We start from the raw sequence: 21,589 nt of genomic DNA on the forward strand, positions 1-21,589 counted from the left end.
CCGGCAAAAAGGGTATGAATGACCAAGGTCTGAAAATGGGCGGGCTGACCCACCTCAACGAGGCCGGCGAAGCGCATATGGTCGATGTCTCGGCCAAGCCGCGCAGCGTCCGCCTTGCGGTGGCGACGGGCTGCGTGGCGATGGCGCCGGAAACCCTCGCGCTCTGTCTCAAGGGACAGGCGAAAAAGGGCGACGTCTTCGCCGCCGCCCGCATCGCCGGCATCATGGCCGCCAAGCGCACCTCCGAATTGATCCCGCTTTGCCATCCGCTCAATCTGAGCAAGATCGAGGTCGAGATCGAAGCCGATCCCGCCCTGCCCGGGTTGCGGCTGCGCGCCGCCGCCCGCACGGTCGGCGAGACCGGCGTGGAGATGGAGGCGCTGACCGCCGTCTGCGTCGCCTGCCTGACAATCTATGACATGCTCAAGGCGGCGGACCGCGCCATGCGCATCGAAAGCGTGCTGCTGGTGGAGAAGACCGGCGGCGAATCGGGCGATTACCGCCGGGTCGCACAGGCCGAAACATGACCGAAAACAACAACCCGCTATCGGTGGACGAGGCGCTCCGGGCGATTCTTGCGCAGGCGAAAGGCCCGCTCGCCATCGAGGATGCGCCGCTGTCGCAGTGTTTTGGCCGCACCCTGGCGCGGGACCTGCTCGCGCGGCGCACCCAGCCCCCAAAACCCCTGTCGGCGATGGACGGCTATGCGCTTCGCGCCGCCGACCGGGGCCCGCTGCGGGTGATCGGCGAATCCGCCGCCGGGCGCGGGTTCGACGGCGTTTGCGGACCCGGCGAGGCCGTGCGCATTTTCACCGGCGCGCCCTTGCCGCAGGGCGCCGATACGGTTTTGGTGCAGGAAGAGGCGCGCCGCGACGGCGATGCCGTCGAAGCGATGGCCCCCGTCGGGCAAGGCCGCAATGTGCGGCTCGCCGGGATCGATTTCCGCGAGGGCGAAACCATTCTTGCAAAAGGCCGCCGCCTCAGCCCGGCGGATGTCGCCCTGGCCGCCAGCGCCGACCACGCAAGCCTGCCCCTGGCCAGCAAGCCAAGAATAGCGGTTCTCGCCACCGGCGACGAGTTGGTCGCGCCGGGAGCCGAACGCGGCCCGGACCAGATCGTCGCCTCCAATTCCTGGTCCGTGCTCGGCCTGATCCTGGCGGCGGGCGGCGAGGCGATCGACCTCGGCGCGACCTCGGACCGGCTCGACGAGATCGAGGCGGCGATCGGTCGAGCCCGCGCGGCGGGGGTCGATGTGCTGGTGACGATTGGCGGCGCCTCGGTCGGCGACCGCGATCTGGTGCGCGGCGCGCTGGCGCGCGAGGGCATGGATCTCAATTTCTGGCGGGTCAACATGAAGCCCGGGAAGCCGCTGATTCATGGCCATATCGGCCCGATGACGGTGCTTGGGCTGCCCGGCAACCCGGTCTCGGCGACGGTCTGCGGCGAAATTTTCCTGAAACCGCTGATCCGCGCCCTGAGCGGCGATCCGCTCGCCGGGGCCGACCGCTGCGAACCCGCAACCGCCGGCGCCGCCTTGCCGAAAGGCGGTCCGCGCCAGGAATTCTTGCGCGCGACGCTGGCGCTCGATGAGGAGGGGCGCATCGTCGCCACCGCGCAGCCGGATCAGGATTCCTCGCTCCATCGCGTACTGTCGCAATCGCAGGCGCTGATCGTGCGCCCCGCCGGGGCGCCCGCCGGCGTCGCCGGCGACAAGGTTTCAATCCTGCGCTTGACGCTGTGACGCCGGCGCCGTTTGCCGAAGCTTAAACTCTGTTTCGGAAAGACAACCCATGCGCATTTCCGATCTCGAACTTCTGCTCGTCCCGGGTCTTGACGGCTCCGGCCCAGATCATTGGCAGAGGCGTTGGGAGCAAAAGCTTCCGACGGCGCGCGTCATCGAGCAGGCGGACTGGTCCAATCCCCGGCATGAGGACTGGGTGGCGACGATCAAGCGTGAAATCGCGCAAGCGACACGCCCGGTGGTGCTGATCGGACATAGTCTTGGCGCCTATGCGGCAGCCGCCGCCATTGACGAGACCACACGCGGAAAAATCGCCGCGGCCTTTCTGGTCGCGCCGCCCGATCCCGGCAACCCCGCCGTGCGGAGCTTTACAATTGACCCTGCCTTCAAAGAAAAAGCGCCGCAAGCGGCGCTTCAGGTTCCCGGCGTGATTGTCGCAAGCCGTAACGATGCCTTGGCGGATTTTTCTTTCGCCGAAAGACTCGCTCTTCTTTGGGGCCTCGACCTCGCCGACGCTGGGGACGCCGGCCATATCAACGCCGAGAGCGGTCATGGACCCTGGCCAGAAGGCTTGATGCGTCTGGCCGGGCTTTTATCTAAAATTTGACCGCCCTCACCCTTCCGCGCCGTTGAACCGGACACAAAGGGTTTTCCTGTTCCTGTCAGCGCCTGCGCGCCCCCGTTCGCCTCCCCTGCGAATGATCAATGGTCGCGCCGGGCTGAGAAATTTGCGTTGACGCAAGTCAATGTTGCGCCGGTTATCGTCATAAAACAGCCATGAAAAAGGCCGCCCGGAGGCGGCCAGATTTGTCGTCGCGATTTTGCCGTTTGCCGTGCGATCAGCGCGAATAGAATTCGATCACCAGATTGGGCTCCATCACCACCGGATAGGGCACTTCCGAAGGCAGCGGCACGCGGGTCAGCTTCGCGGTCAGTTTGGAATGATCGACCTCGTAGAAATCCGGCACATCGCGTTCGGCGAGGCCGATCGCTTCCAGCACGATCACAAGCTGGCGCGAGGATTCCTTGACCTCGACCACGTCGCCCGCCTTGACCAGATAGGAGGCGATGTTTACGCGCTTGCCATTGACCTTGACATGACCATGGTTGACGAACTGGCGGGCGGCGAAAACCGTCGGCACGAATTTCGCCCGATAAACCACGGCGTCGAGCCGGCGCTCCAGCAGACCGATCAGGTTATCGCCGGAGTCGCCCTTCATGCGGATCGCCTCGGCGTAATATTTGCGGAACTGCTTTTCCGAAATATTGCCGTAATAGCCCTTGAGCTTCTGCTTGGCCTTGAGCTGGGTGCCGAAGTCGGACAGTTTGCCCTTGCGGCGCTGGCCATGCTGGCCGGGACCATATTCGCGGCGGTTGACCGGGCTCTTCGGGCGGCCCCAGATGTTCTGGCCCATGCGGCGGTCGATTTTATACTTGGCTTCTGAACGCTTGGTCATTCAAGTCCTCGAATTTCGATGGGACGCGAGGACAGGATGTCGCGCGCAAGGATTGCGCCGAGCCAAAGCGTCCTCCCGCCCTGCGGGGTAACGCGCCCTCCTCTGTCTGCTCATGCAGACCGACAGGCTGCTCACCTTCAAAAGGGAACGGCCACGGGTGCTTGTTCTCCGGCTGCCTTTCGGCAACGCGAAGAAACGGGGTGATAGAGGCCGGCGCGACATAAGTCAATCGCCGCCGCATAATCTCCGCGCTTGTCTCAACGCAGTTTCACCAATTGCTTGCCGAAGTTGCGGCCTTCCAGCAGGCCGAGAAAGGCCGCCGGCGCCGCCTCGATCCCCTCGGCGATGCTCTCGCGCCAATGCAATTTGCCCTGCGCGATCAGCGCGCCGAGTTCCGCCACCGCCTTCGGCCACAAGTCCAGATGATCGAAGACGATGAACCCTTGAATCTTGAGCCGCCGGACCAGCACGACGCGCAGATCGCGCAGGCTCGAGGATTCCGCGCCCTGATAGGAGGCGACGAGCCCGCAGAGCGCGACGCGGCCGAAGTCATTGAGCCGCCGGGCGGCGGCGTCGAAACATTTGCCGCCGACGTTTTCGAACAGCCCGTCAATGCCGTCGGGCGCGGCTGCCTTGAGGAGATCGGCGAAATTTTCGGCGCGATGATCGACGCAGGCGTCGAAGCCGAGCGCCTCGACGGCATAGGCGCATTTTTCTGGCCCGCCGGCAATGCCCACCGTCCGGGCTCCCGCCGCTTTGGCGAGCTGGCCGACGATGGACCCGACCGCCCCGGTCGCCGCCGACACCGCCAGAGTCTCGCCCGCCTTCGGCGCAATGATCCGGTTGACGCCAACCCAGGCGGTGACGCCCGGCATGCCCAGCACCCCGAGCCAGGCCTGGACGGGTAAGCCATTCGGCTCGATCTTTCGCAACTGCGCGCCATCGTCGAGCGCATAAAGCTGCCAGCCGCCCATGCCGGCCACCTTGTCGCCGACGGCAAATTTCGGATTGTTCGAGGCGACCACTTCGCCGACCGTGCCGCCGACCATCGCCTCGCCCAAGCTTTGCGCGGCGGCATAGGATTTGGAGTCGTTCATCCGCCCGCGCATATAGGGGTCGAGCGACAGATAGTCGTGGCGCACCAGAACCTGGCCCGGTCCCGGTTCGGGAGCCGGAAGCTCGACAAGCGAAAAATTTTCGAGTGTGGCCCTGGCGTCGCCGCCCGGGCGCGACGCCAGCACAATTTTCTTGTTGGTCGGCATGCGCTTCCCTCAATTCGCCCTGGTTCGATCGAGATTAGCATGGATCGGGCGGGCCGCGGCGATGGCGTTAACTTATTCTTCACGCTAAAAGCGTTCCCCTCACTTGGAAAAAACGCCCGATCGACGCGCAAAAACCATGGATCGCATTCCCAGAATTCTCGTTTTCGATTCCGGCCTCGGCGGGCTGACGGTTTTCCGGGCGCTGTTCCGGCAGCGCCCAGACGCGCAATTTTTTTACGCCGCCGACGATCTCGGCTTTCCCTATGGACCGAAAGCCGAAGCGGAAGTGGTCGCCCTGGTGTTGCGCGCGATGGAAAAGCTGATTGCGGATCATGCGCCCGATGTCGTCGTCATCGCCTGCAACACCGCTTCGACGCTGGTCCTGCCGCATCTGCGCGCCCGCTGGCCGAACCTGCCGTTTGTCGGCACGGTGCCGGCGATCAAGCCGGCGGCGGAACAGTCGCAATCGCGGCTGATTTCCGTTCTCGCCACGCCGGGAACCGTGGCGCGCGATTACACCTTCGACCTGATCGCCCAATTCGCCGGCCATTGCGAGGTGACGCTCGTCGGCTCGAAAACACTCGCGGGTCTGGCGGAAAGCTTCGTCCATGGCGCTGCGATTGAGGACGCCGAAGTGGCGGCGGAAATCGCGCCTTGCTTTGTCGACCGGGACGGGCGGCGCACCGACGCCATCGTGCTCGCCTGCACCCATTACCCTCTGCTGCTCGATTCCTTCCGCCGCCTAGCGCCCTGGCCTTTGCGCTGGGTCGATCCCGCCCCGGCCATCGCGCTGCGAACCGATCACGTGATTTCCGCGCTCTTCCCAAGACGCAAGGGCGCGATTGAGGGCGGCTTTTCCTTCCACTTCACCAGCGGCGCGACGCCGGCGCCGAAACTGCTGACGACATTGGAAAGTTTAGCGCGGGAAGGAGCATCGCCCGCAAGCGAGATGCTGCGGCATCGCGCTATTGGCCAGTGAGCCCGGCGAGGCGAAACTTCACCTGAACACCATCCTTAATTCGCGGGCGCGTAATCGCATTTGGCGCCGGCGCCTGCCTCTTGCGCGACCTCGGCCGGGACGATCTTGCAGGTGAGCGCGCCGGTCGCCTCATAGATCGAGCCGGCGGCCCCGTCCGAGGGAACGCCGTTCTCGATCAGGGTCGCGTAAAGTTCATGCGCCTTGCGCCCGCTCAAGGAGACGGTCTTGGCGCCGAATTGCAGATCGCAGGAATGGGCGGCGATATCGACATTGCTGATGCGGCAGCGCGCCGAATCGGCTTTCACCACCACCTCCTTGCCCTTGGGGTATGGCGCCCTGGCCTTGCCGTTGAGGTATTTGAGCAGCAGGGCTTTTTGGGCCGTGGTCAGATGGGGCGATTGCTGGCCGACCAGCGCGGCGAGCGATAGCGCGCCATTGCCGCTTATGGTCGCGGCGAGGGCCGGCAAACCCGCGAGCGAAAGCGAAAGAATGAATAAAACTGTTGCTTTCAACGGAAATCCTCCCGCGCGACGGACCCCGGGCGGGTCCGCTTTCAACAGCTTAATCGCGACGTACTTTTCCAACCAGACTCGCCGTCTTCAATTAAACTTGTTCGCCTTGGGAAACCCCTTCGGCGGCAGGCGGCCGGCTTCGGCGCGATGCCCGAGCCAATCGGTCAGGTTTTCCTTCGCCACATTGAATAATCTTCCGCCCGGATCGGTCCAGCCGAGGCCCTCAATCAGCGCAAAAGTCTTGATGTCCGACAGGCCGCCGTCGCGGTAGCGCTGCAGCCGCACCCCCTTGCCACGCGTCATTTCTGGGATTTCCGCCAGCGGGAAGCAGAGCAGCTTCCGGTTCTCTCCGATCGCCGCCACATAGTCGCCTTCGGCCGCAACGATAAACCGCGCCTTGGCCGGCGGATCGACATTGAGCAATATCTTGCCCTTTTTGGTATTGCCGATCATGTCGTCCTGCGACGCGCGAAAGCCCCTTCCGTCGCTGGCCGCGACCACCATTTTCGCCCCCGGACGATAGACGAATACGGCGGCGACATCCTCGCCGTCCTCGATGTCGGCAAGCAGGCGAATCGGCTCGCCGGCGCCGCGTCCGCCCGGCAGTTTGGCGGCGTCGAGGGTGAAAATCTTGCCGTCCGTCGCCAGCACTAGAATTTTCGACGTGGTCTCGGCGAAGAACGACACCCTTAACGAATCGTCGCCCTTGAAGGTCAGGCTGGCGAGGTCGGAAACCTGCCCTTTGAGCGCGCGGATCCAGCCCTTCTGCGTGACCACCACGGTGATCGGCTCGCGCTCGACCAGCATTTCGGCCAGATCGAAATCGATGGAGACGGCGGGCGGGGCCTCGAATGTCGTGCGCCTCTTGCCGAGCGCCGTGTGCGGTCCCCATTTCTTCTTGATCTCGCGAATCTGCGCGGTGACGCTTTTCCATTGCCGGCTTTCGTCGCCGAGCAGGATTTCCAGCTCGCCCTTCTCCCGGCTCAGTTCGGCGTGCTCATCGCGCAATTGCATTTCTTCGAGCCGGCGCAGCGAGCGCAGCCGCGTGTCGAGAATGTAGTTGGCCTGGTTGTCGGTGAGTTCGAATCGGCTTTTCAGCACGTCCTTGGGTTCGTCCTCCTCGCGGATGATGCGGATCACCTCGTCGAGATTGAGGAAGGCGATGATCATGCCCGCCAGAACTTCGAGCCGACGCTCGATCTCCGACAGTCGGAAGCGCGCGCGCCGCACCAGCACGTTGCGGCGATGGTCGAGCCATTGGCGCAGCGCCTCGGACAGCGAGACCACGCGCGGCGTCACGCCATCGACCAGCACATTCATGTTCACGGGAAAGCGCGCTTCGAGCTCGCTCATGCGGAACAGGCTTTCCATCATCACCTGGGCGTCGACATTGCGCGCCCTCGGCTCCAGCACGATGCGCACATCCTCGGCGGATTCGTCGCGCACGTCGGCGAGCAAAGGCAATTTGCGCTCATTGACCAGTTCGGCCAGCTTTTCAATCAGCCGCGATTTCTGCACGCCATAGGGAATTTCGGTGACGACGGCGTTCCACATGCCGCGCGCGGAATCTTCCTTGCTCCAACGGGCGCGGATGCGGAATGAGCCGCGCCCCGTGCGATAGGTCTCGGCGATGGACTCGCGCGAATCGACGACGATGCCGCCGGTAGGGAAATCCGGCCCCGGCACGAAAACCGTCAATTGTTCGGAGGCGGCCTGAGGATTGGCGATCAGATAGAGCGCGGCGTCGCAGAGTTCGGCGACATTATGCGGGGGAATCGAGGTCGCCATGCCGACGGCGATGCCTTGGCTTCCATTGGCCAGCAGGTTGGGAATGGCCGAGGGCAGGACCACCGGCTCCTTCTGGTCGCCGGAATAATTTTCGCGGAAGTCGATGGAATCCTCGTCGATTCCTTCGAGCAGCGCGCGGGCGACCTCGGTCATGCGCGCTTCGGTGTAGCGATAGGCGGCGGCGCCGTCGCCGTCGATATTGCCGAAATTGCCCTGCCCGTCGACCAGCGGATAGCGCGAGGAGAAATCCTGCGCCAGCCGCACCAGCGCGTCATAGATCGCCTGGTCGCCATGGGGATGGAACGACCCCATCACGTCGCCGACGATTTTCGCGCATTTCTTGAACGGCGTGCCGGGATCGAGCCGCAGGATATGCATGCCATAGAGGATGCGCCGGTGCACCGGCTTCAGGCCGTCGCGCGCGTCGGGCAGCGCGCGCCCCATGATGGTGGACAGCGCATAGGCGAGATAGCGCTCTTCCAGCGCGTCGCGCAGATTGATCGGCGGATTGTTCTCGCCCGGAGGCGGCGTGTGCGGTTTGGCCATGCCCTGCCATAGGACAGGCCGGCGCGCGGTTCAAGTTCCCTGTTTGTACCTGGGGTCGCTTTGCCTGCAATTGTTGCTTTTTAGCACTAGCCCGTCGCGGCGCGGGAGGATAAAAACGCTCCAATCCTTCGCTTTTGCGAAACTTTTCTCAACGATAATGGTTAAGTCCGGGCAGTAGAACGCGCAGGCGCGGCAAGATGGCTTTGCTTGCGCCTGGATCTGAGGTTTGGGGCTTGTGACTGGGGCGACGATGAAGACTTCAGATAAATTTGCGTCGGCGCTGCTTGCGCTGGCGATGGTTACTTTATTCGGCGTGGGGTTTGTTTCTCCGGTCGGCAAGGTGATGGCCGAGGGCGTTGTCGAGGCCGTTCAGGCCGTCGCCGTGCAGACCATCGCCATCCAGGGCGATCGGCCCCGCCAATGCGAGGAACGCGAAGTCGAGGCCGACGAAGGCTATGGCGTTTCGCGAAAGGAAGTCCGGCTGTTCTGCCGTTGAATTCAGGCCAGCGAGGTAGAGAACAGGGGGAATCGGCTATCGGGCGCGACGCCAGCCAGGAGCGCCGGTCCGCTGGCCTTCTTTGCGAATCAGGCAAAAACAATACGGGCAACCGAACTCGCAATTCATTCCCCCGGCGATAGTCTTGGGATCGTCTTGGGACAGTCTTGGGGCCTGCATCCGGAGGCGGCCCGATGAAAGTTTTTCTCAGCGGCGGAACGGGATTTATCGGCCAGGCGACCGTATCCGCCATCCGGCGACGCGGCTGGGAGTTGACCGCCCTTGTCCGCGATCCCGATAGCGCGAGCGCCCAATGGATCTATAGGCAGGGCGGAAATTTGGTTCAGGGCGACGTGACCAGCCCGTCCGGCCTTGCGCAAGCCATGGCGGGAATCGACGTGGCGATTCATAACGCCGGCGTTTACGAGATCGGCGCCGACGCCGCGACCATCGAGCGCATGCGCCAGGTCAATGTCGAGGGGACGCGCCATTTCCTGTCGGCGTCGTTGGCGGCAGGGTTGCCGCGAACCGTCTATGTTTCGACGGTCTGGGCGCTCGGACCGAGCGGCCGCCCCCCTGCCCCGAGCGTGACCCGGGACGAAAGCCAGGTCCATGACGGCCATAGCCTGACGCCCTACGAACAAAGCAAGCTCGATGCGCATCATGTGGCGCTCGACATGCGCCGGGCCGGATTGCCGCTGTCGATCGCGATGCCGAACGCCGTGATGGGCGCCAACGATCACGCTGCGTTCGGCTATTTGCTTCGTCTGACCTTGCTTGGCCTGATGCCGCCGGTCGGTTGCGGCGCCGACGCGATCTATGCGCCGGTCGATGTGGATGCTCTCGCGGAGGGACTCTGTCTGGTCGCCGAGCGCGCGCCGATGGGCGAAGATTATCTGTTTTGCGGCGAACCCGTTTCGCTTGGCCGCCTGTTCGAAATCTGGCGGCAGATGACCGGCGGTTCGGCGGGGCGTTTCAATCTTCCGCGCGCCGTGATGCGGCCGCAAATGGCGCTTGTCGAGCCGCTGCAACGCGCTCTGGGGCTTCCGGCCTTCTTTTCCCGCGACGCGGTGGATGCGACTCTCGCGCATCTCGATTATTCCTCCGCGAAGGCGCGCCGCGATCTCGGCTGGTCCTGTCCGCAGCCTGAGGAAATGTGGCGCCAAATCATCGCCCGCGAAAAACAACTCATGGCGGAGCGGCAAGGCGTGCTGGCCAAGCTGAAACACCTCCCCGTCGTCGCGTGACGCGGCCGCATGTCGCAACGAAGGCGGTGAAACAAGGGTTCTCCCGCGCCCGCCGGCTTCGAGGGATCAGAGACGCGCGATGAAGGCGGCGCGCGAGGCGGGCGCGGTCAGCCCGCGCGGCGCGAAAACGTCGCGGACGAGGAAAAATTCGGTGAGGCGCAGGCCTTCGCAAATCTCGTCGCCCGCCGCCGCCGAACCGGGCGCCTGCCGAACGAAGGCGGGCAAAGGCAGGAGTTTGGCGTCCCACGGCGCGCCGGCGGCGCGGCTCACCGCCCGTCCCGATTTCGGCGACACATAGACCAGATCGTCCTGCGTCCCGGTCGCGGCGCAACTGTCGAGATCCAGGCCGAAGCCGAGTGCCGCGAGTAAAGCCAGTTCGAAATGCACGAACAGGCCCGCCGCCTGCGGTCCGCCCAGATGGGAGAGCAGCACCTGCGCCCGTTCATAAAGGCCCGGATGGGGATCGCGCTCGGGCAAGAGCCGCAGCAGCGCGCCGAGCCAGTTGACGCCATGCAGGCCTTGCGCGCTGGAGATCAACGCATCGGTGCGCAGCACCGCGCCCTCGACGGCGTAAAGCCCGAGATGTTCCTCCAGCCGCGCCCGCCAGACCGCCTCGACTTCATTGCCCGGTTGCAACACCGGCTGCATGGTTTTCGATCGCCCGCCGCGCACCACGCCGAGATGACGGCCATGGCCATGCGTCATCAATTCCAGAATCACGCTGGATTCGCCGTGTTTTTTAAGGCCCAGAATCAGGCCGCGATCCGACCATTCCATGCGTTCAGTCTAGCACAGGCCGGCCCCTCCGACGGCGCAGGCGGGCCAATCTTTCGCGCGCGGGCCGCCGCCGCGGTTTTCCCGCCGCCCAAAACGAGTCATGATGGCGCGCCGCGATCCTGACCGAAAATTCTCGATTTATCCGTCTTTTCCGCGAGGCGCCGCCATGACCGATTCTCAAGACGCTTCATCGTCGAAGTCCGAATTCATTCCGATCGAAATTTACGACCGGGCGCGCGCCTACATCGAACACGAAGACATGCTTGTGAATCATCGCAAGACATGGATACTGACCATCAACGGCTTCCTCTTGGCCGCTGTCGGCATCATGATTCCAAGAATTGTCGGTCAGAGCGCGGAAATCGCCGCTTCGGCGGCAGGTTTGGGGCCGTTCGACCTTCTGGGCGACCTGGAGTCCCCGCCAGGCGCCGAACTCGACGCGTTGCAAATTTACTATCAATTCATTTTTGTGCTCTGCTTCGTCGGCTTCCTGGTCAGTTTGATCGGTTTCTTTTCGATCCGCGCCGCCTCAGACGCCGCGAACGCGATCAAACACCTGATCAACGAACACTATCCAACGTATTCGATCGAACACAAAGCAACGAAAATTTATTATTACCACGTCAGAATAGACGAGAATTTCAGAGGCCGCCTCCCAATGGTGACAGGGGGAGGACGCGATTATAACGATTTGAGGGGCTTTTTCATTTCCATTTGGCTGCCCCTGATCTTTGCAGCCATATGGTTTTTGTTCGCCGGGTTCATCATCCGGGCCAATTGGTCCAGCCTTTCCCCTATGTTGCCCCTGCTCCTGGCAATAATAATCCTAGTTATACTCGCCGCGCGCATCGTCTGGGTCAGCCTGTCAGGCCATTCCCGTTGATGGCGCGCATCGGCGATATTTTTCATGGCAACGCCTGAAGTCGGTCCCGGGGGACGGACTCACCCCTTCGGAAACTCCAGCCCCATTTCGCGGTAGCGTTCGGGATCGTCGCCCCAGTTCTCGCGCACCTTGACGAACAGGAACAAATGGACCTTCTGCTCCGCCGCCTCCATGATTTCCTTGCGCGCCGCCGAACCTATGCTCTTGATGGTCTTGCCGCCCTCGCCGATGACGATCTTCTTCTGGCCCTCGCGGGTCACGTAAATGGTCTGCTCGACCCGCGCCGAACCGTCCGGCTGGTCCTTCCATAATTCGGTTTCGACGGTCGATTGATAGGGCAATTCGTCGTGCAGCCGCTCGAACAGTTTTTCGCGCGTGATCTCCGCGGCGAGCGCGCGCAACGGCGCGTCGGAAATCTGGTCCTCCGGATAGAGCCAGGGGCCGGGCGGCATCAGGCTCGCCAGTTTTTCCCGGAATTTCGCCACGCCATGGCCCTTCAGCGCCGAAATCATGAAGGTCTCGGCGAAGGCCAGCCGGGCGTTGAGATCGGCGGCCAGGCCGAGCAGCCTCTCATGCTCGATCAGGTCGATCTTGTTGAGCACGAGGATTTTCGGCGCGCGCAATTGCGGCAGCCGAGCCAATATCGCCTCGACCTCGTCGTCCACCCCCTTGCGCGCGTCGATCAGCAGCGCCACCGCGTCGGCGTCGCCGGCGCCGCCCCAGGCGGAAGTCACCATGGCGCGGTCGAGCCGGCGTTTGGGCGCGAAAATGCCGGGCGTATCGACGAACACGATCTGGCATGATCCTTCGAGCGCAATGCCGCGCACCAGCGATCGCGTCGTCTGCACCTTGCGCGAGACGATCGACACCTTGGCGCCGACGAGTTGGTTGAGCAGCGTCGATTTGCCGGCGTTGGGCGCTCCAATCAGCGCGACGAAGCCGCAACAGGTCTCATTTGGGGTCGCTGTTGGGGCAGTGGCGGTTTCCTCACTCATTTTCGCTCTCCGCCACGCCTTCGCGCTGCAGGAATTTATGGGCGCTGGCCTGTTCCGCGAGACGTTTCGACGCGCCCTCGGCGACAACCGGCTCGAATGTATTGACGCAGACCTCCATCGTGAACAAAGGCGCGTGATCGGGGCCGGAGCGGTCGGACTGGCGATAGACCGGCGCCGGCAGGCCGCGCGCCTGAGCCCATTCCTGCAAGGCGGTCTTGGGATCGCGCAAGGGCCGGCCCGGATTGAGCATTTTGTCGCCGAAGAACCGCCGCACCACCGTCTCGGCTTTGGCGTAGCCGGCGTCGAGAAAGATCGCACCGAGCAGGCTTTCGCAAATATCGCCGAGAATGGCCGCCTTCTGCGCGCCGCCGGTCTGGGCCTCGCCCTCGCCGAGTTGCAGGACGGCCGCCACCTGCCAGTCGCGCGCCACGTCGGCGCAGGTTTCCTTGCGCACCAGATCGGCGAGGCGGCGCGACAATTCGCCTTCCTCGGCGGCGGGAAAAGCCTGATAGATCATCGTCGAAACCGCCAGCCCCAGCACGCGATCGCCAAGGAACTCCAGCCTTTGATAAGAATCGCCGCGCTTTTGCGCTGGCCCCGCCGGCAACGCGCTGACATGGGTCAGGGCGCGCGCCAGCAGCGAGGGATCGGCGAAGACATGACCGATCCGCCTCTGGAGGGCGGCGAGATCGCCGCCGGCGGATTTCGGAGCGGCGTGATCGTTCATCGCACGCTGTGGAACATTCGGCCGAGGCGCAGGGTCCAGGGCCAGCGCCAGATTTGCCAGGCCGCCGCGCCGTCGCCGACCGAGAAAAAGGTCACTTCGGCGCGGCCGACCAGATTGTCGAACGGCACGTAGCCGACGCCGCCCTGGTCCGGCGGCACCCGCGAATCCGTGGAATTGTCGCGATTGTCGCCCATCATGAAATAATGATTCGCCGGCACGACGAAAGGCCCTACAGTATCGTTGAAGCCGTCGTCGCCCTGGATCTCGATGATCTTGTGCTTGACGCCGTTGGGCAGGGTTTCGATATAGGTCGGAACCGGGCCGAAATGGCCGTAGAGGTCGTCGGTCTGCGCCTTCTCGATCGGCTCGCGCGGCGTCAGTTGATCGTTGATGTAGAGCCGGCCCTTCTTCATCTCGATCTTTTCGCCGGGCAGGCCGATCACCCGCTTGATGTAATCGGTCTCGTTGTCGCGCGGCAGTTTGAACACCACGACATCGCCGCGCTTGGGGGGCGAGGCGAGAATGCGGCCCTCGAACAAAGGCAGGCCAAAGGGGATGGAATAGCGCGAATAGCCATAGGCATATTTCGACACGAACAGATAGTCGCCGATTTCGAGCGTCGGAATCATCGAGCCCGAGGGAATGTTGAACGGCTGGAACAACAGGGTGCGGACCACCAGCGCAATCAGCAGCGCCTGCAGGATCACCGACAGGGTTTCGCCGAGTCCACCCGGCTCGGATTTTTTTGCGGCGTGCGCGGCGGTCTCGGTCATCGATTGGCTCATCTTGAAGTCCGTAGGGTTTCGCCGCCGGTTGTCGTCGTTTTCGCGGCCGGGCGCAAGCCTTCTCCGCGCCATTGCAGGCGTTTTTGAGGCGGAAGCCTGAGCCGACCGGGCAGGTCGGCTCAGGCTTCCGATTCATTCTTCGATGCGTTTTCTTCACGCGAACCGGCTTCCACTTCGCTTGAAAACGCGGTTGAAACATCATGGTTTCGGGAGCGCTTCGATCATGACCATGGCCTGGGCCAGCGGATATTCGTCGGTCATGGTCAGATGGACATGGGACGCGCACCCCGGCGGGGTCAGCGCCGCCAGCCGCGCGGCGGCGCCGCCGGTCAGGCGCATCGTCGGGCGCCCGAGCGCATCGTTGATCACCCCCATGTCGCGCCACGAGACGCCGCGCCCGAGTCCTGTTCCGAGCGCCTTGGCGCAGGCCTCCTTGGCGGCGAAACGCTTGGCGTAGGTCGCGGCGCGCGCCGTCCGCGCGTCGGCTTTGGCGCGTTCGACTTCGGTGAAGCAACGGCGCGCAAAACGGTCGCCATGGTCGCTCAGCACCTTCTCGATGCGGCGGATATCGCAGAGATCGACGCCAAGACCGATAATCACGCCCCGGCGCCTTCCGCGATCGCCTCGATCATCTGCCGCACGGAGGCGTCGAGACCGATGAAAATGGCTTCGCCGATCAGGAAATGGCCGATGTTGAGTTCGACCAGTTCCGGCAGCGCGGCGATGGTCCGGGCCGTTTTGAAATCGAGGCCATGGCCGGCATGGCATTCGAGCCCGAGCCGCGCCGCCTCGGCGGCCGCCGCGCGCAGCTTTGAAAATTCCGCGCCGGCCTTCTCCGTTTCGCCAATTTCCAGCGCATGGCACCAGGCGCCGGTGTGCAATTCCACCACCGGCGCGCGGATCGCTTTCGCCGCGGCAAGCGCCTCGAAGGACGGTTCGATGAACAGCGAAACCCGGATCTTGGCGCGCAACAGCTCATTGACGAAGGGGATCAAATATTTCTCGCCGCCGACCACGTCGAGTCCGCCCTCGGTGGTGCGTTCGGTGCGCTTTTCCGGCACCAGGCAGCAGGCGTGCGGCATGATCCGCAGCGCGATGTCGAGCATCTGCTCGGTCGCCGCCATTTCGAAATTGAGCGGCGCGTCGATGCTGTGCTTGAGCCGCCGCATGTCCTCGTCGTTGATGTGCCGTCGATCCTCGCGCAGATGCGCGGTAATGCCGTCGGCGCCGGCCTTGAGCGCGGCCTGAGCGGCGCGCAGCGGATCGGGCGCGAAGCCGCCGCGCGCGTTGCGCAAAGTGGCGACGTGATCGATATTGACGCCCAGACGGATTTTTCTGCGGGTTTCTGGCGGAAGTCTGGAAGCGGGACTCATCGAAGGGCCTTTCGCGACTCTCCAGGAGCCGTCATTGCGAGCAAAGCGAAGCAATCCACCTTTGTCGCCAACCGCAGCCGGGATTTCTCCGGAGCTGAAACTGCTCGCGGCGCCAAGCCAAAACTCATCCGATCACCCTCTCGACGCTGTTGACGATCGGCAGCGCGCGCAATCGCGACTGGACGTCGGTGAGATGTTTGAGGTCGAATACCTGGATTTCCAGAATCATTTCGCGGAAGTCCGGCGATTTCTTGTTGAATTTGACATCGTCGATATTGGCCCCCAATTCGCCGATCAGGCTCGCCACGGCGCCGAGGCTGCCCGGTTCGTTGATCGCGGCGACGATGATTTTCGCCGGAAACAGCTCCTGCGCGTCCTCGATGTCCCAGCGCACGTCGAGCCAGCGCTCGGGCTGGTCGTCGAAAGCGGCCAGCGCCGGCGACTGGATCGGATAGACGATGATCCCTTCGCCCGGCGTCATGATGCCGACGATGCGGTCGCCCGGCACCGCGCCGCCATTGGGCGCGAAGGTCACCGGCAGGTCGCCGCGCAGCCCGCGAATCGGCAGGGCGTGGACATTATTGGTCGCGCCGGGCACCTTGAACTGGACGCCCGAGGCCTTCTGCATGCCGAACCAGCCGGGATCGGCGGGGTTGGCCGGCGCCGGCTTGCGGTCCTCCTTGAAGTCCGGATAGACCGACTTGACGACGTCGCCCGAGAACATTTCGCCCCGCCCGACCGCCGCCAGCACGTCCTCGATGCTGGCGCGCGCCAGCCGCGGCAGCGCCGCGCGCAGCTTGTCCTCGCTGAATTTCTTGCCCGCCCGCTCGAAGGCGCGCAGCACGATCTGGCGCCCAAGTCCGGCATATTGCGCCCGCACCGCGTCGCGGCTGGCGCGGCGGATGGCGGCGCGCGCCTTGCCGGTGATGGCGATGGATTCCCAGGCCGCCGGCGGCGTCTGGCCCTCCGCCCGGATGATCTCGACCTCGTCGCCATTGGCCAGCGGCGCCAGCAGGGGCGCGAGCCGGCCATTGATCTTGACCCCCACCGCCGAATTGCCGACGCTGGTGTGGACGGCATAGCCGAAGTCGATCGGCGTCGCCCCGCGCGGCAGCGCGATCAGGCGCCCCTTCGGCGTGAAGCAGAACACCTGGTCGTGGAACAGCTCCAGCCGCGTATGTTCGAGAAATTCCTCGGGACTATCGCCGTCGGCGAGCAGGTCTATGGTGCGCTTGAGCCATTGATAGGCGTTGCTCTCATGCGACAGCACGGGCGCCGGAGCGTTGCGCCGGTCCTTGTAGAGCGCGTGCGCCGCGATGCCGTTGCGGGCGATATCGTGCATTTCATGGGTGCGCACCTGAAGCTCGACGCGCTGGCGACCCGGTCCGACCACGGTGGTGTGGACCGAGCGGTAATCGTTCTGCTTGGGAGTCGAGATATAGTCCTTGAAGCGGTTCGGCACCATCGGCCACTTGGTGTGCACCACGCCGATGACGCGATAGACCTCATCGACATCGTTGACCACGACGCGAAAGCCGAAAATATCGGAAAGCTGCTCGAAGGCGACGGACTTGCGCTCCATCTTGCTCCATACCGAATAGGGCTGTTTCTGGCGCCCGCTCACATGCGCCTGGATGCCCCGCCGCGCCAATTCCTCGGTCAACTCGTCCTCGATGGTCGCGATCAGCTCCTTGTTCTTGTCGCGCAAATCCTCCAGCCGCGTCGAAACCATGGCGAAGGCTTCGGGCATCAGATATTTGAAGGACAGGTTTTCGAGTTCGTCGCGCAGGCTTTGCATGCCCATGCGGCCGGCGAGCGGCGCGTAGATTTCGAGCGTCTCCTCGGCGATGCGGGCGCGCTTTTCGGGCGACACGTAATGCAGCGTGCGCATGTTGTGCAGCCGGTCGGCGAGCTTGACCAGCAGCACGCGCACGTCTTCGGCGATGGCGAGCAGAAGCTTTCTGAAATTTTCCGCCTGCGCGGCGCGTTTGGAGACCAGATCGAGTTTTTTCAGCTTGGTCAGGCCATCGACCAGACTGCCGATTTCGGCCCCGAACAGCGAGTCGATTTCCGCGCGTGTCGCCCCGGTGTCCTCGATCGTGTCATGCAGCACGGCGGCGACAATGGTCGCGTCGTCGAGCTTCATTTCGGTGAGAATCGCCGCCACTTCGAGCGGATGGGTGAAGTAGGGGTCGCCGGAAGCGCGTTTCTGGGCGCCATGGGCGCGCATTGCGAAGACATAGGCGCGATTGAGCAGGTCTTCGTCGGTTTGCGGGTTATATTTGCGAACGCGATCGACGAGTTCGTACTGCCGCATCATTGCAAAAAAACTCTCCGCGCCCGATGGCCGCCCGGAAGGGAAAGGCCGTGCTTCGCCACTATCGGCGTGGCGGGGCGGATGCACAAGGGCGCTTGCGGATGAGAAAACGCGGAGACGGCTCTATCCCCGCCGGTCGTCGTCGCGCAAAACCGCCCCACCCTCGTTGAAGACTCTGGAATTACTCCGAATCGTCGTCGGTTTCGGCCGGCGGCACCAGGCCTTCGAGCCCGCGCAGCAGGTCTTCCTCGGTCATGCGGTCGAACTGCACGTCGCCGGCCCCATCGCTCGTCGCCGTGACCAGCGCCGGCACGACCTCCGCCTCGGGTTCGTCCACCTCGACATGCTTTTGCAGCGAGTGGATGAAATCCTCCTTGAGATCTTCCGGCGCCACCGTCGACTCGGCGATTTCGCGCAGCGCGACTACCGGGTTCTTGTCATTGTCACGGGGAACGCTGATCTGCGAACCGGACGAAATCATCCGCGCGCGGTGGCTGGCCAACAGAACCAGGTCGAATCGGTTGTTGACCTTGTCAATACAATCTTCAACGGTGACGCGCGCCATACGGCCCCACTCCTCAAAAAAGCTGGCTAAATCCGGAATCTTGCTCCTGTTAACGAAAAACCTGTCGCGATGCAAGTTTTGCGCGCGGCGTCCCGCTCGGGAATGGCAAAAGCAGGAGGTGGCGCAGAGGGAAAACAAAAAATAACCAAATTTTAGTCTGAGATTGCCAAGGGTGGGTTTTGCAGGGAGGAAAATTCTACTAGACAGCGTCGTGCCGGAATAACCAGGAAAGCCGTCGTTGGTGGTTTCCATGCCAGCGCGGGGGGCGTGTGCCGAACAGGCGACGCCAAAAACGCCAGCATGGCGCCAAAGTATGAGGATGCGTCATTTAATCGTAGCAATCTTGTTTTCGACGTATTTTCATTTAAAGACGGGGAAAATCGCTTTGCCGATGCGCGGGGGACGCGCAGGGCGACACAATAGGAAACGGAAAGACATAATGGCAGACCCGGAACGCATCGCTCTGTTTATTGACGGCGCCAATCTTTATGCAACCGCGAAATCGCTTGGCTTTGACATTGACTACAAGCGGCTCCTGAAAGAATTTCAGTCCAAAGGCCGGCTGTTGCGCGCTTTTTATTATACCGCGCTGGTCGAGGAGCAGGAGTATTCGTCCATTCGTCCGCTTATCGACTGGCTCGACTATAATGGCTACGCCGTTGTGACCAAGCCGGCCAAGGAATTCGTCGATGCGCTCGGCCGCCGCAAGGTCAAGGGCAACATGGACATCGAACTGGCGGTGGACGCCATGGAAATGGCCGACCACATCGACCATATGGTGCTGTTTTCCGGCGACGGCGACTTCCGGTCGCTGGTCGAGGCGGTGCAGCGCAAGGGCGTTCGCGTCTCCGTGCTCTCGACCATCACCACCCAGCCGCCGATGGTCGCCGACGAATTGCGCCGCCAGGCCGACGAGTTCGTCGATCTCGTGCATCTGGTCAATAAAATCGGCCGCGATCCCAGCGACCGCACCGACCGGATGCAGCGTTTCCAGGAGCGCCGCCCGGCCGCGCCGGTGACCAATATCGCGCATGAGCCGGCGGTCGACGAAGAGTGATTCGGGCCTGAAGCTTCGCTCTGACACTTAATTTTTAAACGCGCGGAAAAGTTTCCGCGCGTTTTTCGTTTACCGCCCTCGCGCGAAAATTCGGTTGCAATGACATGCCACTTCCCTCGCCGCGCCGTCCCGAAGAAAATTGCCCGCTCTGCCCGCGCCTTGCCGATTTTCGCGTGGCCAACCGGCGCGCTTTGCCGGACGGCCATAATGCGCCGGTGGCGAGTTTCGGCCCGCTCGACGCCGCGCTGCTGATTGTCGGTCTGGCGCCTGGCCTGCATGGCGCCAATTTCACCGGCAGGCCTTTCACCGGCGACTGGGCCGGCGACATGCTCTATCCGGCGCTGCTGCGCTTCGGATTCGCCTTGGGAAATTATGGCGAGCGCGCCGACGATGGTTTGCAATTGCGCAAATGCCGCATCACCAACGCCGTCCGCTGCGTCCCGCCGCAAAACAAGCCCTCGCCTGCGGAGATCGCCGCCTGCCGCGATTATCTTGTCGCCGAAATCGCCGCCATGCCAGATCTGCGCGCGATTCTGTGCCTCGGCCGCATCGCCCATGACAGCACGGTCCGCGCGCTGGGCGAAAAGCTCTCAACCCGGCCTTTTGGACATGGCGCCGCGCATCGTCTGTCCGAGCGGGGCCTGACGCTTTACGACAGCTATCATTGCTCGCGCTACAACACCAATACCGGCGTGCTGACCCCGCCCATGTTCGATGCGGTTTTTGACGCTATAAAAAACGATTTATCAATTATTTAGCTGATGTTTCCAACGGGGCGCCCACCTCCCCCAACTCCGTCGCGAGCTGGGTTGCCGGGGGCAGGGATTCCGCTGGATCCTTCGCCGCCACCTTGCGCTCGCGCAGATCGGCCTTGAACAGGTCGGGCGCGCGGTCGCCGAGGCGGACACGGTAAACATGGAGGTTTTCCACCACGCGCTGCACGTAATTGCGGGTTTCGGTGAACGGAATGCGTTCGATCCAGTCGACCGGATCGACGCCGGCGGCGCGCGGATCGCCATAGGCCTTGATCCAGTCGCGCACATTGCCGCCGCCCGCATTATAGGCGGCGAAGGTCAGCACATGCGATCCACGATATTCGCCGAGCAATTGCCCGAGATGAAAGGCGCCGAGTTGGGCGTTGAAGGATGCGTCGGTCTTGAGCCGGACCTCGTCGAAGGCCAGGCCGGCGCGCTGCGCGGCATTGCGCGCGGTGCCCGCGATCATCTGCATCAGGCCGAAGGCCCCGGCGCCCGACTGGGCTCTGGCGTCGAAGGCGCTTTCCTGCCGCGCGATCGCCATGACCACCGAGCGGCTGGCCGAATTGGCCAGGACGACATAATCCGGCAGCCCGTTGACCGGATAAGCCAGACTATCGACCACCAGGCCGCGACGCAGCGCCGACTTGCCGGCGATCAGCGCCGTATGCGCATCCCCGTTTGCCTCAATGAGCTTTGAAAGCGCCGCCATCTGCTCGGGGTCGCGCAGGATCTGCGCGCTTTCGAGCGCCAATTGCCGGCCGGCTTCCTTTTCGCCGAGCGCGAACAGCAGTTCGGCGGCGCGCACCGGCTCATGCCGCGCCGCGCCTTCGGCGGGCGGCGTCGGCGCGCTCAGCGCCACCGCCTCGTCACCGAGCTTGGCCCGCGCCAGCTGGCCGTAATAGGTCAGGCTCTCGGCGGCGGCGCGCGCATAGAACGGCCGGCCGTCGTCGCCCCGAGCCTCGGCGACGCGGCCGCGCCAATAAGCGGCGCGCGACGCCGAATGCGGCGTATGGGCCAGTAGCGACATGGCGTCGAAATGCTTTGCCGCCAGGGCGGGATCGTCGAGGAAGCGCAGCGCAATCCAGCCGGCGTGAAATTCCGCCTCCAGCCGCGCCTCGTTCGACACGGCGGAATGTTCGGCGCAGATCTGGTAGGCGCGCCTGGCGTCGCCGGAATCGAGCAGTTTGCGCGCCAGCAGCCGGCGCTCGGTCCACCAGTCGTCGGGGCTCGCAAGTCCGGCCGCATCGCGCGGCGCCGCCAGCATCAGGCTGGCCGCCTCGTCGATACGCTCGGCGTGGCGCGCGGCGTGAATGCGCGCGTAAAG

The 21,589-nt window shown here is 63.7% G+C and carries 22 protein-coding genes; 9 read left to right on the top strand and 13 right to left on the bottom strand.

Features of this window, described 5'->3' with window-relative positions:
* Positions 1-35 precede the first annotated feature (35 nt).
* Genes moaC through QZY01_RS01455 form a run of 3 tightly spaced genes read left to right on the top strand, consistent with a single transcriptional unit; the run spans position 36 to position 2,348 of the window.
* Positions 36-527 (top strand): cyclic pyranopterin monophosphate synthase MoaC, encoded by a 492-nt coding sequence (moaC, locus tag QZY01_RS01445; protein WP_294532546.1) that lies wholly within the window; start codon positions 36-38, stop codon positions 525-527.
* Positions 524-1,741, top strand: a complete 1,218-nt coding sequence (gene glp / locus QZY01_RS01450) for a gephyrin-like molybdotransferase Glp (protein ID WP_294532502.1) — start codon at positions 524-526, stop codon at positions 1,739-1,741. Before moaC ends, glp begins: the two co-directional genes overlap by 4 nt.
* A 49-nt stretch (positions 1,742-1,790) precedes the next feature.
* Positions 1,791-2,348 (top strand): alpha/beta fold hydrolase, encoded by a 558-nt coding sequence (locus tag QZY01_RS01455; RefSeq protein ID WP_294532504.1) that lies wholly within the window; start codon positions 1,791-1,793, stop codon positions 2,346-2,348.
* A gap of 232 nt (positions 2,349-2,580) precedes the next feature.
* Here QZY01_RS01455 and rpsD read toward each other — a convergent pair whose 3' ends face one another.
* Together rpsD and QZY01_RS01465 are read right to left on the bottom strand one after the other, a co-directional pair.
* Positions 2,581-3,198, bottom strand: coding sequence for a 30S ribosomal protein S4 (gene rpsD / locus QZY01_RS01460; RefSeq protein WP_294532505.1), 618 nt, complete (start codon positions 3,196-3,198; stop codon positions 2,581-2,583).
* Between the two features lie 257 nt (positions 3,199-3,455).
* Positions 3,456-4,460, bottom strand: a complete 1,005-nt coding sequence (locus tag QZY01_RS01465; protein ID WP_294532507.1) for an NADP-dependent oxidoreductase — start codon at positions 4,458-4,460, stop codon at positions 3,456-3,458.
* Positions 4,461-4,596: 136 nt separating this feature from the next.
* On the opposite strand from QZY01_RS01465, the gene murI reads away from it, so the two are divergent.
* Positions 4,597-5,439 carry a glutamate racemase gene (gene murI, locus QZY01_RS01470; protein WP_294532509.1) on the top strand — a complete coding sequence of 281 codons (843 nt, stop codon included), beginning with the start codon at positions 4,597-4,599 and terminating at the stop codon, positions 5,437-5,439.
* 35 nt (positions 5,440-5,474) lie between these two features.
* Here murI and QZY01_RS01475 read toward each other — a convergent pair whose 3' ends face one another.
* Both QZY01_RS01475 and parC read right to left on the bottom strand, forming a co-directional pair.
* Positions 5,475-5,951 (bottom strand): hypothetical protein, encoded by a 477-nt coding sequence (locus QZY01_RS01475; protein WP_294532511.1) that lies wholly within the window; start codon positions 5,949-5,951, stop codon positions 5,475-5,477.
* Between the two features lie 87 nt (positions 5,952-6,038).
* Positions 6,039-8,285, bottom strand: a complete 2,247-nt coding sequence (parC, locus tag QZY01_RS01480; RefSeq protein ID WP_294532513.1) for a DNA topoisomerase IV subunit A — start codon at positions 8,283-8,285, stop codon at positions 6,039-6,041.
* A 250-nt stretch (positions 8,286-8,535) separates the two neighbouring features.
* Here parC and QZY01_RS01485 point away from each other — a divergent pair, with 250 nt between their 5' ends.
* Positions 8,536-8,781, top strand: a complete 246-nt coding sequence (locus tag QZY01_RS01485; protein WP_294532515.1) for a hypothetical protein — start codon at positions 8,536-8,538, stop codon at positions 8,779-8,781.
* 194 nt (positions 8,782-8,975) lie between these two features.
* The gene (locus QZY01_RS01490; protein ID WP_294532517.1) at positions 8,976-10,028 is read left to right on the top strand and encodes an NAD-dependent epimerase/dehydratase family protein; all 1,053 of its coding nucleotides are present in this window, start codon (positions 8,976-8,978) and stop codon (positions 10,026-10,028) included.
* A 66-nt stretch (positions 10,029-10,094) separates the two neighbouring features.
* Here QZY01_RS01490 and recO read toward each other — a convergent pair whose 3' ends face one another.
* Positions 10,095-10,805 carry a DNA repair protein RecO gene (gene recO, locus QZY01_RS01495; RefSeq protein WP_294532519.1) on the bottom strand — a complete coding sequence of 237 codons (711 nt, stop codon included), beginning with the start codon at positions 10,803-10,805 and terminating at the stop codon, positions 10,095-10,097.
* Positions 10,806-10,905: 100 nt separating this feature from the next.
* Here recO and QZY01_RS01500 point away from each other — a divergent pair, with 100 nt between their 5' ends.
* Positions 10,906-11,688 carry a hypothetical protein gene (locus QZY01_RS01500; RefSeq protein WP_294532521.1) on the top strand — a complete coding sequence of 261 codons (783 nt, stop codon included), beginning with the start codon at positions 10,906-10,908 and terminating at the stop codon, positions 11,686-11,688.
* A gap of 59 nt (positions 11,689-11,747) precedes the next feature.
* Here QZY01_RS01500 and era read toward each other — a convergent pair whose 3' ends face one another.
* The 7 genes from era to rpoZ all read right to left on the bottom strand — a co-directional run bounded on the left by era (position 11,748) and on the right by rpoZ (position 18,450).
* On the bottom strand, positions 11,748-12,683 hold the full coding sequence (gene era / locus QZY01_RS01505; protein WP_294532523.1) for a GTPase Era: 936 nt from the start codon (positions 12,681-12,683) through the stop codon (positions 11,748-11,750).
* The gene (rnc, locus tag QZY01_RS01510; RefSeq protein WP_294532525.1) at positions 12,676-13,410 is read right to left on the bottom strand and encodes a ribonuclease III; all 735 of its coding nucleotides are present in this window, start codon (positions 13,408-13,410) and stop codon (positions 12,676-12,678) included. Before rnc ends, era begins: the two co-directional genes overlap by 8 nt.
* Positions 13,407-14,183 (bottom strand): signal peptidase I, encoded by a 777-nt coding sequence (gene lepB, locus QZY01_RS01515; RefSeq protein WP_294532526.1) that lies wholly within the window; start codon positions 14,181-14,183, stop codon positions 13,407-13,409. The genes rnc and lepB overlap by 4 nt, the downstream gene beginning before the upstream one ends.
* A gap of 210 nt (positions 14,184-14,393) precedes the next feature.
* Positions 14,394-14,795 (bottom strand): holo-ACP synthase, encoded by a 402-nt coding sequence (gene acpS / locus QZY01_RS01520; protein ID WP_294532529.1) that lies wholly within the window; start codon positions 14,793-14,795, stop codon positions 14,394-14,396.
* Complete coding sequence (locus QZY01_RS01525; protein WP_294532531.1) at positions 14,792-15,568, bottom strand: pyridoxine 5'-phosphate synthase; 777 nt, start codon at positions 15,566-15,568, stop codon at positions 14,792-14,794. Before QZY01_RS01525 ends, acpS begins: the two co-directional genes overlap by 4 nt.
* Before the next feature lie 124 nt (positions 15,569-15,692).
* Entirely contained in the window at positions 15,693-17,888 is a 2,196-nt protein-coding gene (locus QZY01_RS01530) for a bifunctional (p)ppGpp synthetase/guanosine-3',5'-bis(diphosphate) 3'-pyrophosphohydrolase (RefSeq protein WP_294532534.1), read from the bottom strand.
* Between the two features lie 178 nt (positions 17,889-18,066).
* On the bottom strand, positions 18,067-18,450 hold the full coding sequence (gene rpoZ, locus QZY01_RS01535) for a DNA-directed RNA polymerase subunit omega (protein ID WP_294532548.1): 384 nt from the start codon (positions 18,448-18,450) through the stop codon (positions 18,067-18,069).
* Positions 18,451-18,889: 439 nt separating this feature from the next.
* Between rpoZ and QZY01_RS01540 the strand changes: the two genes are divergently transcribed.
* Both QZY01_RS01540 and QZY01_RS01545 read left to right on the top strand, forming a co-directional pair.
* Positions 18,890-19,507: an NYN domain-containing protein gene (locus QZY01_RS01540; protein WP_294532536.1), complete on the top strand. Its 618-nt coding sequence runs from the start codon at positions 18,890-18,892 to the stop codon at positions 19,505-19,507.
* Positions 19,508-19,611: 104 nt separating this feature from the next.
* Positions 19,612-20,265 carry a uracil-DNA glycosylase gene (locus QZY01_RS01545; protein ID WP_294532538.1) on the top strand — a complete coding sequence of 218 codons (654 nt, stop codon included), beginning with the start codon at positions 19,612-19,614 and terminating at the stop codon, positions 20,263-20,265.
* On the opposite strand, the gene QZY01_RS01550 is transcribed toward QZY01_RS01545, so the two are convergent.
* A partial coding sequence (locus QZY01_RS01550) for a lytic transglycosylase domain-containing protein (RefSeq protein ID WP_294532540.1) occupies positions 20,258-21,589 on the bottom strand: 1,332 nt, incomplete at its 5' end. The two genes, QZY01_RS01545 and QZY01_RS01550, sit on opposite strands and share 8 nt — an antisense overlap.

Origin of the sequence: uncultured Rhodoblastus sp. (genome assembly GCF_903903185.1) — a bacterium.
Classification (GTDB): Bacteria; Pseudomonadota; Alphaproteobacteria; order Rhizobiales; family Beijerinckiaceae; genus Rhodoblastus.